General features: G+C 71.2%; 3 protein-coding genes (1 of these 3 only partly in view). All 3 read right to left on the reverse strand.

All coding sequences use genetic code 11. From position 1 onward, the window contains the following. Tightly spaced (at most 18 nt apart), the 3 genes in view from ACWIHT_RS10995 to ACWIHT_RS11005 form a layout consistent with a single transcriptional unit that may run on beyond the window. Nucleotides 1-12,303: the 5' end (the start) of a hypothetical protein gene (locus tag ACWIHT_RS10995; RefSeq protein ID WP_456166697.1), read on the reverse strand. It extends 23,634 nt beyond the left edge of the window; the window shows 12,303 of its 35,937 coding nt (coding positions 1-12,303); its start codon is at nucleotides 12,301-12,303; its stop codon lies off the left edge, out of view. An 18-nt stretch (nucleotides 12,304-12,321) separates the two neighbouring features. Then, the gene (locus tag ACWIHT_RS11000; protein WP_200717344.1) at nucleotides 12,322-12,678 is read right to left on the reverse strand and encodes a hypothetical protein; all 357 of its coding nucleotides are present in this window, start codon (nucleotides 12,676-12,678) and stop codon (nucleotides 12,322-12,324) included. A 7-nt stretch (nucleotides 12,679-12,685) separates the two neighbouring features. Next, on the reverse strand, nucleotides 12,686-13,135 hold the full coding sequence (locus ACWIHT_RS11005) for a YbaB/EbfC family nucleoid-associated protein (protein ID WP_456166699.1): 450 nt from the start codon (nucleotides 13,133-13,135) through the stop codon (nucleotides 12,686-12,688). Nucleotides 13,136-13,168: the final 33 nt, after the last annotated feature.

Below are 13,168 nucleotides of genomic sequence, written 5' to 3' on the forward strand. Positions count from 1 at the left end.
CGCCGGCAGCGAACCCGGCGCGGGGTCGTCGGTGGTGAGGTGCCGGGGAAACCAGATCGTGGTCGAGCCGTGCGACACCGGCGCGCTCCACCCGTCTGCCGCCGGGGCATCGACGCGCACCCGCCACCGGGTGGTGAACTCCACTGGATCAGAAGGCTCGTTGGAACGCTGGGCCGAGGTCGTCTGAACAGCCTGCGTGACGGTCGTCGCGTCACTGGCCTGGTTGTGGGTAAGGGAGACCGTCACCGATCCGTCCACCGCCCGCACCGCGATCGGCGCCGTGATCGGCCACGAACCGGTCCACGGCACCTGCACCGTTCGATACGTCCCCGACGGCTGACTGGAGAAGTTCTCCCGCGTACCGAACCCACGCCGCTCGACATGCTTGTCCGCGTCCCGCGCGTCGTAACGCCCCTGCCGCAACGACCTCCGGGCATCGGACAACGTCAGCTGTACGTCGACGGTGCGATCACGCCCGTCGACCCGGACCGTGACGCGATACCCGCCGTTCGAGCGCAGATACGGCAGTTGGAGCGCGAGGCTCTCGCGGCTCAGGACGTCCCGCACCTGATCACGCACCGCCTCGGGCGGGTTGTCGGCATCCAGCCCGAGCGCCTCGTAGACCTGCCCGTGCAACCCTGCGATCACCTCGTCGGAGAACGGCTCCGCGTACACCAACCCGACCGTCCCGTCCGGCAGCGCACCGTACGACGCCACGTACGTCGACGGGAGTTGGACCCGCGCGGGCGGCGGGACGGTAGGAGCCTGGGAGGTGGGCCAGGTGAGATTGCCGTCCGCGGGGATGGGGGTGGTGTCGGGGTCCTGGACGGGACCATTCGCCAACTGGCCCGCGTGGTCGTGGAGTTGAGGACCGGATGCCGTGACGTTCTCGATGGTGCGGAGGTAGCGGCCGGGGATGTGGACGGGGCTCTGGGTGTCGGCCATCAGGCCCGTGGTGCGGACCGTCATGCTGTTGGGGTGGTTGCGGAGGAGGAAGTCGTTGTCGCGCTGCTCGTCGGGCAGGCCCAGGTAGTGCAGGGCTTCGTGGAGCAGGTCCGCGTCCGAGTGGCCCAGGTCCAGGTGGAGTTGGTCGGCGCGGGCCGGGTCGGTGGTGTCGGTGAGGGTGATCGCCTCGGGGTGGGACGGGTCGTCGATCAGGTTGAGGGTGATGTGCAGCTGATCGCCTGAACTGGGCAGCTCCAGGCCGGAGTTGAGGTGTGCGTCCAGGAGACCGGTGATGCGGTCCTTGAACTGCTGGGTGAGGGAAGGGTCGTTGGTGGCGACCGGGAGGTTGAGCGTGTAGTCCCGGACCCACTGGCCGTTGGGTGCCTGGATACGGCGAATGCTCGTACGGACGAGGGTCGTTGCACCGCTGAGAACTCCTGGACGCGGCGGGCTGGACTGGTCCGCGTGCGGATCGAAACGCTCCGTACTGTGCACAGCCGGACGGGCATACGCACGCAGCCCGAACCAGTCGTCCTTGGACGCGGGGTCGGCGACACGAGACGCGGGCACGTCGTCAGCGGCGTCACGAGTGGGCGCGGGACGGTAACGACCGCCCGGCTGAACGCTGTTGGCGTCCTCGGGACCCCGGGGCGCGCTCGGCGGGGTGATGGTCGCCGGGTCGATGACCAGGATCTCGGCGTCGGTCGCGCTGTAGTGGTTGAGGTTGGTGTAGTGGACCTCGATGACCCGGGTTGCGGTGGCCGGTCCCATGAGGGTCACCGTGGACGTGGTGGCCGTCGGGCCCGGCCGGAGTACCTCCACGGCCAGGTTCAGGGTGTCCGCGAGCAGGGGGAGGAACACCTCTGCCTCGTCGTTCTCGTATCTCTCGGCCCACTTGTCGACGGCGTCCACCACGTGGGCCAGTTCGGCATCGGTGAACTGTGCCTCGCTCACGGTGTAGCCCTGCCCGAGCAGCGTGCGGAGCTGGTCGTCGGAGAGGTCGTTCAGCGTGGGCAGTCGGCCGGTGTCGCGCAGATAGTCGAACATGGCCGGGGCGCCGGGCGTCGCCGGGCCGGTCCCGTTGTCCGCGGTCAACGCCTCGATGTAGCGCGTGTCGAGATCGTTCAGCTGCTCCGGCTCCGTCACCCCTTCGATGCCGTACTCGCCGAGGGTGTTGAGGAGTTCGGCTCGGTCCATGTCCTCGGTGCGATTCGAGAACCAGCTCACGAGCGCCTGCCGTACCTGGCCCACCACCTCGGGCGGCAACGGGCGCGTGACGTGGGCCTCCAGCAGTCGCTGATCGGCGAGGTTGCGCAGCCGGTCCGCCGCGGCCATCAGATGGTGGCCGGCCCGGGGCATCGGGGAGGTCTCGGCATCCCAGTGGGTGAACTCGTGCAGTCCGGCGCGGACTTGACTGGGCCGGCTGAGCCAGGCGTAGGTCTCCGGGGCCTCTTCGCGCAGTCTGGGCAAGGTGTCGCGGACCCGCTGCGGGTCGGTGCCGATGAACGTGTAGAGCATGCAACGGCCGTCGCCGCGGGTGTCGACCGCGTTCCCTCGGGCCCGCCGCCTTTGGAAGGCCGGGGGCCGGGACGCGATACGGCGGTGCGACGCGTGGTCCGTGTCGCCTGTCGGCGCGGTGTGCGGGTCGGCGGACGTACTGCCGCTGCCCTGGCCCGAGTTGCCGCCGACCAGGGCGTCGAACGCGCTGTCCTGTTCGGAGGTGGTGGCGATGATCGGATCGGTGACGATCGGATCGGTGATGACCGGGTCGGTGATCGGGTCGGTGATCGGGTCGGTGATGATCGGGTCGGTGGTGGGATCGGTGGTGGTCTCGGCCGAGAGCGCGTCGCCGCCCGGGTTCTCGTTTCCGGTGGCGGCGATGTCCCCGTCACCGGCGGGACGCGTGTCGCCGGCGGGTGCCATGTCGCCGGCGTGCGGTGTGTTGCCGGTGGACGGGCCCGCTGTACGGGGGCGGCCCGAGCCCGGCCAACGAGGGGCGACGGAGGCCAGCGTCGAGTGTGAGGTGGGGAGCGTCGAGGGGGCGGCGGCCAGCACCGGGCCGGTCGCCCTGGGCAGCGCCGTCTCCGCCGACACCCGGCGGGCCGCGGCGTCGTCGCGCCTGCCGAGGGCGTTGCCGATCCGGTCGTCGATCTCGCGGAGCACCTGCTCCGCCTGGTCGTGGGTCTCGCGGGTGTCCTCGTGGACCCGGGCCGCGTCCTGTGCGTGTCCGCGAGCCGTGTCCGCGTTCGCGCGCAGGGTGTCGGCCGTGCTCCGGACGCCCGGGAGCTGTGCCCGCGCCTCACGCAGGGCGTCCTCGTCGCGCCGCAGTCGGGCCTCGGTGTCCTGGAGCGTGGCCCGGTCCCGTGTCAGCCCGGCCCGCACCGCCGCGTGATCGGCGTTCAACTTGCCGACCTCAGCGGTGACTTCGCCGATCTGCTGCGCGAGACGGGGGTCTACGGCGGGGGTGGGGGCCGTCGGTGTCTGGGCCGCCGCCGCGGCGGCGCGTTCGGTGAGGTCCGTCAGGTTGCGGCGGGCGGTATTGAGCTGGGCGGCGAGACGGATCTCGCCGCGCTCGCCCTCGGCGACCGCGTCGCGAAGCGGGCCGGTGGTGAGGCGGGCGTCGGAGATCTCGCCGACCAGGGTGCCGATGCGGGTGTTGAGGTCGTGGAGGTGCTGTTCGGCCTGGTCCGCCAGTTGCTCGGCGGTGGTCGCGGCCGTGTCGGTCAGATCGGCGTCGGTGGCCGCGTCCCTCAGTTCGGCGGCTGCCGCGTCCAGGGCGGCCTGCGCGTCGCCCCGCAGCCCCCGCTGCACGTCCTCGTCGTGGAGCGCCGCGGCGTGGTCGTGCTCGGCCTGGTCGAACACCTCGGCGGCGTTCTCGAAGGCGGTCCATGCCCGGTCCAGGGCCGCGACTCCGGTGGAGCCCGGAGCGACAGTCCCCGTACCCGTACCCGTCCCTGTCCCTGTCCGGTCCGCCGTCGGTCCGGTGAGCGTGCCATCCGGGTCGAAGGGCCAGATGCGCAGGCCCTCGGGGCCCCGGGTGACCAGTTCCACCGGGTGGCCCTGGGCCCGGGCCACCCGGGAGGCGCCGTAGAGGGCGAGGGTCAGGCGGGAGCCGTCCGGGTCGGGGCCGGTGGCCACCCAGAGTTGGTATCCCTTGTCCTTGGGCTCGACGCCCTTGGCCAGGATGCGCGTCACGTCCCGCAGCGGTGTCGTCGCCCAGTTCTCCGGCGCGATGCCGGTGCCCGCGGTGAGCAGGGCCGGGAGGTCGTAGACGCGGGGCACCGGACGGGGGTCGGTGATGCCGTGGCCGAGGGCGTCGCGTTCCTCGACGCGGATCGTGGCCGTGCCGGTGACATGGCGGACGCCGTCGGGGCCGGAGACCTCGATGTGTACGTCGGCGCGGACCTCGTAGCTGCGGGTGCCTCGGCCGTCGGCGGGCAGGCTGGTGCTGCCGGTCTTGAGCCAGTCGCGACGCCCGCCGGAGACGGTGCTGCCGAAGTTGCTTGCGTGCAGGGGCCGTTGGAGCAGTGGCGGGGTCACGCCGAGGAGGTTGCGGTCGGGGTCGTCGGCGCTCAGGACGAACGGCAGCGCCAGCCCGCTGGTGGTGTCGCCGCCGGAGACCGTGCCGCTGTTCTCCGAGCTGATCCGCAGCCGGTCGAGGGTCACGTCGCCGCCGTCGGTGACCGCCCGGGGCCGGTACAACGAGACGGTGAGGGTGGGCCGTTGGTCCGGGGCGTCGCGGAACGGGAACGCGCCCGGCATCGTCGGCAGCATGCCGCCGACCTGACGGGGCGTGTCCAGCGAGAGCGTGCCGGCCTGGATGAGTTCGCCGAGCCGTACGGACGCGTTCTCGTCGGAGGTCGAGGCCGGCAGGGAGCGCCAGCCGCTGCCGGTGGCCGGGGCCACCTCGTCGAGGGCGGTGTACAGCTGGCTCCAGGCGTCGAAGCCGTAGACCGGGACGTTGCCGGTGGGGTGGAACAGGTCCGCGTCGCGCAACGCGGGTGTGCTGTCGGTCAGTTGGCGGGGGTCGACGCGGGACAGCGTGGGCGGCGGGGGTGCGGGCAGCGCGGGTGGGCCGTTCGTCTCGCTGCCGGTGAAGCGCAGGCTCACCCGGGCCGGTACCCGTACCTGGTCGCCGAGTTCGCCGGAGAGGGTGCGGCTGAGCCAGGAGCGGGTCGGCGCGTCGGCGGCGTCCCAGGCGATGACCCCGCGCTGCACCAGCGCGCCCAGCACGTTGGGCGGCCAGTCGACGACCATCGTGGAGCGGACCGTGGCGACCAACTCGTAGTCCAGGTCGTCGAAGTCGGCGGCGCTGTCGGTGCGCAGCCAGTAGCGGTCCTCGGCGGTGCGGCCCTGCTTGGCGACCTTGCCGGAGGTGGTGGCCAGGCTCGCGGAGGGGCCGAGGCGGTCCGTGCGGTCGTCGGCGTCGGGGCGGGTGAAACGGGCCGTCGGGTTGAAGGTGAAGCGGTGCTGCCGACTGCCCGAGGAGGAGAGCGAGCGGCCGTCCGCCGTGTGCGAACCCCACTGCTCGATACCGGACTTGTCGCCCGGCACCGCGGTGCCCCGTATGCCGCCCCGGTTCGCGGAGTTGGTCGTGGCGCGTGCCGAGAACGTCACCTCGACGAGGGCCGAGCCGCCGAACCGGTGGTGGCGGAAACTGAACCTGGCCTGTCCGCCGCCGCGTCCGATCAGCGCCCGCTTCCCGGCGACCCCGGTGTTGTCGGCGATCAGCGCGGCGACGCCGGGCAGGTAGGAGGCGTGGCCGGGGGTGGTCACGCCGGGGGCGTAGCGGTCCACCAACTGCCGTACGTCGTTCTGGAGTCGGGAGCGCTGCTCGGTCTGCGGGGTCGGCGTCGGGCCCGTTCCCCGGTCGGAGAGTTCGGTGACCGAGTTGACCGTGGCCAGGCCGAGGGTGCCGTCGCGGACGTAGCGCTCGGGCAGTGACGGGCTCGTCTGTCCGAGCGTGGACGGGACGGGCAGTTGGGGGGTGACGGCGTCCATCCACCGTGCGTCGCGCCGGAGTTGACTCTCCGTCATCAGGAACTGGAGCCCGCGCGGCACGTCCACGGCGAGCTTGACGGTCTCTCCGGGCCCGAACCCGAGGGAGTTGGCGAACACGTTGCGGTGTCCGGACCGTACGGTGATCACGTAGGTGACGTCGGCCGTGATCCGGTGCTGGAGGCCGGACTGGGTGGGGGTCCGGTTGGTGGCGGTGGTGCTGGTGAGGGTGTCGGGCCTGTCGATCTTGCGGTCGTACTGGTAGCGGCCCGACGGGTTGAAGCGGGACGGCGTGGGTGCCGGGGTGGCGGGCTGCCCCTCCACGGGGGCGGGAGCCGGCGGGTTGTTCTGGGTGGCCGAGCCGCCGAGGCCGAACTGGTGGGACTTGCTGAGGCCCTTGCTCTGCTGCGCCGTGTCGGCGGCGGAGATGCCGGTCTCCAGGTACTGGTTCAGGCTCTGTGTGTGGCGGGGTGTGTGGGCGACGGCCTCGATCTCGATCGCGAGCTGGCCGTCGGCGCCGAGCCCGGGCAGCGTCAGTCCCTCGACCACGTAGGTGCCGCTGAAGATCTGGTGTCCGCGGCCGACCAGCGCGCCGGGCGAGAGCGCGGTGGTGCGGGACTCGGCGCTCACGGTGGTGGTGTCGGCGAACGGGCTGCCGACCAGCGAGCTGCTCAGGAAGTCGGTGACACCTCCGACCAGCCGGGAGATCCGCCCGGGCGGACCGGCGGGGGCGGGGGCGGCGCCGTTGCCGTCACCGGCGTTGGCATTGGCATTGGCATTGGCATTGGCATGCGCTCCGGTGACTATCTGGCGGAAGGCGTCCTGGAGCGCCGCCGAACCGCGCACCACGTCGATCAGCGCGTCGTCCGGGACGCGGACCACGTCCGGGTGCGGATGCGGCTGCCCGTCGTCGCCCGTGACCGTCATGGCCAGCCGCGCGGTGTCCAGCGGCTGGACCTGCCGCACGGTGTACGGCACGGCGGCCGGCGCGGGCTCCGGGGCGTCCACGGTCCGCCCGTGCGGTACGGCGAGCCGGACCGTGCCCGCGACACCCGGCGTGCGGGCGGCCTCCGCGTCGTCCGCGGGGCCTGGCCCGGGCAGCGCGTCGCCGAACCGGGTCACCGGTTCCTGGCCCGGGCCCTCGTACAGGTCGAGTGTGATGCGGGCCGGAATCGCGAACTCGTGGGTGTCCTGCCCGCTGGCGATGAAGAACTGGTCGTGGCCGAGGGTGCTGCCGGTGGTGTTGCCGAGCGTGGCCTGGCCGACGTACTGGTAGTCGCCGGTTCCGTTCAGGGTCCATGAACCCCCGTGCGGGGTGGGCCCGTTGAGCCCGCCGCCGGCTCCGAGGCCGCCGCCGTAGGTGTTGCCGAGCCGCGCGGTGCCGCCGCCTCCGCCCTGTGCCAGGCCCATGACCTGGATGTCGGGCAGTACCGTGCGGTGCGTCGGCTGCTCGCCCGCGATGTGCTGGGCGCCCAGTTCGAGCCGTACCCGGCGGCGCCCGGTGATCGCGGGGATCTCCAGGAACAGCGAGTGGCCGCCGTCCACCATGGAGTCGGTCGCCGCGCGCAGCCCGAGCGGGGAGCGCAGCTCCCGCAACCGCCGCAGATTGTTCAACTGGGCCTGCACGAGCTTCTCGTCGGGCAGTCGGCTCCGCTGCGGCGCGGTCCCCTCCGCCGGTGGCGCCGGGGGCAGGAAGCCGTTGTCCCGCAGCCAGGTCTCCGCGTCCGCGAACAGCGTGGCCGTACCGTCCACGCCGAGCGGTGCGGTGGACTGCCCGATCGACTCCAGTGTCGCCAGCTCGTGCGGCAGCGCGCGGACCTCGTCCGGCGTCGGCACATGGCCCCTGGCATCCGCGTCGCTGAGCACCCGAAGATCGAGCGCGTGGGTCCAACTCCCGGGCGTATAGGCAGAGATGGTGCCGTCGGGCCGGAACAGGGTGAGGGTGTACTCGACGTCGGCCTCGGTCAGCAGATGGCTGCGGTTGGTGCGCACCGCGTGCATCGTGCCCGCGACGGAACTGGTGCCGAACGCGTTCTGCGCCGCGAGGGAGGCGGTGCCCTTGGCGTTGACGGTGCCGCCGATGCCGTGGGAGGCGTCCGGGTGCCCCGCGCGGTGGTCGGTCGTGAAGGTCGGGCCGACGGTCCCGGCCAGGGTCACCCCGCTGGTGAACGTCGTGTTCTGGTCGTTCTTGACCACGTTGACGACATGGCTCTCAAGGTTGATCTTCTTGTCGAGGCTCTTGGCCACCGGGGTGTTGCCGGTGACCCGCGCGTCCAGCCGCATCATGCCGACCGCGCGTCCGTGCGCGTCGGTGAGCACCGGCGAGTACAGCCCGCCGTCGACCTGCATCGGCAGCGTGCCCCGCAGGATCGATTCGCTCAGGAAGTCCGCGAGTTGGGCCGATGACGTGGCGTCCAGGTCGTCGGCGAAGTTGTCGGCGGCACCCTCGTACAGCCGCCGCGGGTTCAGCACCGAGTCCACGCCGTAGATGGGCAGTTGCCGGAGTTCGGCGGGCGCGGGCAGTGCCTGGCCGTGCTCCCGGTCGGCGTCCACGAGGTGCTGCGGGAACCAGACGGTGACCGACCCGTGCTGCTCGGCCGGACTCCAGTCGTGCGCAACTGCCGTATCGGTTGCGTCAGTTGCGTCGGTTACGTCGGTGGTCGCGGACGGCGCGTCCACGCGCACCTGCCAGTTGTCGGTGAAGTCGTAGGCGCGGGAGGGCTCGTTGCTGCGCTGGGCGCTGGTGGTCTGCACGACCTGGGTGACGGTGGCCGAGCCTTCCAACTGGTTGTGGGTGATGGTCGCGGACAGCGCGATGTCCACCCCGCGGACCACGCCCGCCGCACCGACCGGCACCGAGAGGGTCCACGGCACCGGAAGCGTCGAGAACGTGCCGGACGGCTGCGCGGAGACGATCTCCCGGGTGCCCTGTCCGCGCCGCTCCACATGCTTGTCGGGATCGCTCGTGTCGAGCGCGCCCTGCCGTACGGACGGCCGCCTGTTGTCGAGCGCCAGCCGTACGTCCACCTCCCGGCGGACGCCGTCGACGTCCACGACGATCCGGTGACCGCCGAGACTGCGCAGATACGGCATGTTCTGCGTCAGTTGCTGCTCCGACAGCACGTCACGGAGTTGCGCGTGCACGGCGTCGTCCGGGCCCGGGTTCGGCCTGCCGAGCGCGGTGAGCACCTGGCGGTGCAGCCCGTCGACCAGGTCCGGCGAGAACGGCTCCATCATGACCAGCCCCACCTGGCCGTCGTGCCGCTGCCCGTAGCCGCCCAGGTAGGAGGGACGGCCGGGCGGCTCGGTGGGCGCGGTGAGGTCGCCCTCCGGGGTAGTCAGGGTGATCTCCGGGACCGGCAGGACCAGCGGGACGGGCTCGGTCTCCGTCTCGACCTCTGGCTCTGTTTCTGGCTCTACTTCTGGCTCTGCCTCTGACGGAGCGGTGTGTGTCGGGTCCGTGTGCGTGGAAGTGGTGGCCACCGGGGTCGGTCCAGTGTCGGTCGCGTCGGTGGTCGGCTTGACCGGGGCGGGCGGGTCCGCGCCGAGCGCGCCCTTGACCGGTCCCCGCGGACCGGCGCCGGTCCCCAGGTGGTCGTCGGCGGGGTCGCCGACCAGGGTGCCGATCAGCGCGAGGTGCCGGGGCCGCAGCCCGCCCGAGGTGTACGACGGGTCCGCCGCGGGCGTGAACAGCGTCGGGTCGCCCATGAGGCTGGCCGTACCGCCGCGGTGCGGGGCTGACGAGTCGAAGCCGCTCTCGTCGCGCAGTCCGAGCTGGTGGCCGACCTCGTGGGCCAGGTCGGAGTCGGAGATGTCGGCCGGCCACGAGTGGTGGGTGGCCGGAGCGCCGTCCGCCGGGTCGGTGAGCGTGACGTCGAGATGCGCCGTCTCACCGGGAGCGGCCGGTACGACGGTGACGTGCAGTCGGCTCCCGTCCCCCAGCCTGTGGCCCGGGGTGTTGAACACCCGCTGCACACCGTCCGTCAGCCGCTGCTGGACGCCGTCGACCTGTGGTCCCAGCCCCGGGTCGCCGGTGAGCTGGTAGGTGACGGTGAGATCGGTGACCGGCTCACCGTCGTGACTGAACCGCCGCACGGCGAAACCGGCCCGCACGACGTACTGCGTCCGCGCACCGTCCGCCCCGAGCGGCCGGGACACCGGGTCGACCCAGGTATGACTCCGCTCCGAGGGCGTCGCCCCGGCCCGCGAGTCCGCATAACTGCCGGGCTCAGGGGCGGTGTTGGGGTTCACGGAGGGGGTGAGAACCACGGGTGCGGGGGCGGGGGTAGGGGTGGGCGTGAGCGTGTTGTCCGGCACCGGATCGGACGAGACCTCCGAGGAGGTGTGCACGGGCGTCGGCGCCGGAGTGACGGTGCTGGAGTGGGACGACGGCACCGTCTCGGGCGCGGGATCACTGTCCGGCACCGAACTGGTCGTGGGCGGCGCGCTGTTGCTGGAGGTGGTGGTGACCGGCGTGGGGAGGTCGGTGCCGGTGTGGGTGTCGCTCGGGAGGGGGGCGGGATCGGTGCTGCGGTTGCTGTCGACGCCGGGATCGGAGTTCGGAACGGCGTCGGTGCCGTGTGTGGTGTCCGTGCTGACGGTGTCACCGTCGGACGTCGTGCTCTCCGGGCGCCCCGATGTCGTCGTACGGGGGTTGCCCCCGGAGTTCGAGGACGTACTTGAACTGGACGCGGGGTTACCCGAGTTGGTACCGCTCTGCGTGGGAACACCGGACCCGGTCGTGTTCGTGTTCGTACTCGGCGGTACGACACCGGTGTTGGATCCACTGGCGACCGGCGCGACCGGAACGTCCGGCGAGGACACCGGAGTCGAGGTGTCCGAGGTGTCGCCCTGCTGACCGCCCCCACCCGACGTACTCGTAGTCGTGCTCGTACTCGTAGTCGTGCTCGTAGTCCCGTGCGGGACATTGCTCGACAGGTCTCCCCCGCCGACCTTCACCTCGTCGAAGTGCGTGCCGGTATCGATGTCGATGTCGGAATCGGTGTCGATGTCGGTGAGGTCCGTGTCGAGGTCGGTCGAGCGGGGCGGCGCGGTGTTCGTGGAGGTGCGTTGGGGGGTGTTGATCGTCGAGGAACTGCCGTTGTTCGAGGTCGTGTTGACCGGGGCGGGGCCCGTCGTGGTGGGCGAGTTCGAGGACGGGGTGTTCTTCGAGGTGACGGTGTCCGTGTCGGGGTCGGGGGCGGACTCGTTCGGGACGTTCGCGGTGCCCAGGGTGTTCACCGGCGTCGGGGTGTTGAAGTTGAACTTGCCGCCCAACGCGCTCGCGCCCTGGCCGAGATGGCGTTCGCTGATCGAGCTGAGCCCGCCGCCCAGGAAGGTGTTCAGGGAGTCGATGGGGAAGCCGTAGATGGACGCCGTGGCGATCTCGCCGAGGGTCTCCGCGCCGCCCTCGGTGACGAAGTGCTCGAAGTCCTCGCCGAGTTCGTGCTTCAGCTTGTCGCCGAAGCTCTTCGGCTTCGGTGTGGGCGTCGGGGTCGGCGTGAGGTGCGGGGTCGGGGTGGGCGTGGTCTTCGGGTTCGGCGTGGGGGTCGGCTTCGGTTTGGGCTTGGTGTTGATGTCGGGGTTGTCGAACTTCTTGTTGAACTTCGCCCCGTTGCCCGTGATGTCCTTGAACGGGTTGTGGCCGTTGAAGATGTTCTTGAGGTTCTTCTTCAGGTATTTGCCGACGTCCGTGAGCAGGCCGTGGAACAGGCCGGTGAACGCGCCGAAGACACCGTCCTGGACGATCTGCGACCAGTCGAAGCCGTGCGGGCGGCGGCCCTTGGGCGCGCCGAGCATCATGGCCAGCCGTACCGCGAAGGTGGTGAACGCCTCCTCGATCGCCTCGGTGAGGCTCGGCAGCAGATGCGTCTTCTTCAGCAGCCAGTCCATCAGCGTGAGAATGGCGACCCGGCTGCGGGCCTTCGCCACCGCGGCCTGACTGGAGGCGGAACCGCCGGTGAAGGCGGAGAGCACCGCGATGACCATCAACTCGATGAGCAGCCGCACCAGTTCGGCAATGATCTGCCACTTGGACTCCATGATGTCCATGGAGGACTTGGTGCGGGACTGCCCGATGCCGTCGAGCTGGTCGGCGAACTCCTTCAGGTAGTTGACGCCGTCGCTGTCGAGGAACATGTGCATCGCCCGCACATAGTTGTTCCCGACCTGCGGCGGCAGCGCGCGCCCCACCCCACCGGCGGTCTGCTCGATCAGGTCCGAGAGGTCACGCATACGCCGGCCCAGCCGCTCGTACGGCTTGCCGTTGGCGTAGGCCATGTCCTCGTCGGCCTGGAGGAACTTCTCGCCGATGAGCACGAACAACAGGTTGTTCAGCTGGGGCGTCGCGTGGATGGTCATCAGGGGCGGTCCGCCGCGTCAGTGCTTTCCGTTGTGCGAACCGGTGTTGGTGTCGCCGGTGCTGGAGTCGTGGATGGCGTCCAGTACGCCGTTCTGGGTGCCCAGCACGCTCTTGAGGTTGGTGAGGGTGCCGTCGCCGATGCTGACGATGGCCTCGGACAGGGACGAGCCGGTGGTGACGGAGCCCTCCCGCTGTTCCTTCTCCTGCGGCCGCATCTGCTTGGCGAAGTCGTCGTCGTGTCCGGGCCAGCCGGAGGTGGACGACACATCGGTGATGAACTCGCTGATCATCTCGTTGGCCAGCCGGCTGATCTGCTCGATCTGCCGGGTACCGGCGATGAGCGCCGCCGGGCTGGCGGAGTAGGCGTTCGACATCGTCTTCTCAGTCCTCCGGGTCTTCGCTGATCTCGTCGCGGAGCCGGCCGGCCCCGCGCCGTCGGCCGCCCTTGGGGCCCTCCAGCACACCGGGCCCGAAGATCTTGTTCCAGTCCACGTCGAAGCCGGCGATCTCGGGCGCCTCGGGGTTGGCCTGGGTGAACGGCTCGAAGGTGGACATGACGTGCCGGGCCATCCGGGCCCGTGCCTCCTGCACCGCCTCCAGCACGCTCGCGGCGAGCTGACCGGCGGGCATGGTGCGGTACTTGTCGCCCAGGAAGGTCACGGCGCGCAGGTCGCCCTGCGCGCTGACGGTCACCTCGACGGCGCGGTCCGCGGAGCGCACCGTGCTCTCGGCGTGGGCGAGTTCGCTCTCGGCGCGGGCCACCGCGGCCTCGGTGGCCTCCAGTTCGGCCATCGCCTTGGCCAGCTTCTGCCCGATCGACTCGCTGCTCATCCGGCACCTCGCGCGCCGGCCCGGACGGAACGT

This window comes from Streptomyces sp. NPDC002276 (genome assembly GCF_053891435.1).

Bases quoted from the DNA above. Each gene is read 5' to 3' on its own strand.
- ACWIHT_RS11005 (WP_456166699.1), bottom strand. From the start codon at position 13,135: ATGAGCAGCGAGTCGATCGGGCAGAAGCTGGCCAAGGCGATGGCCGAA.
- ACWIHT_RS11000 (WP_200717344.1), bottom strand. From the start codon at position 12,678: ATGTCGAACGCCTACTCCGCCAGCCCGGCGGCGCTCATCGCCGGTACC.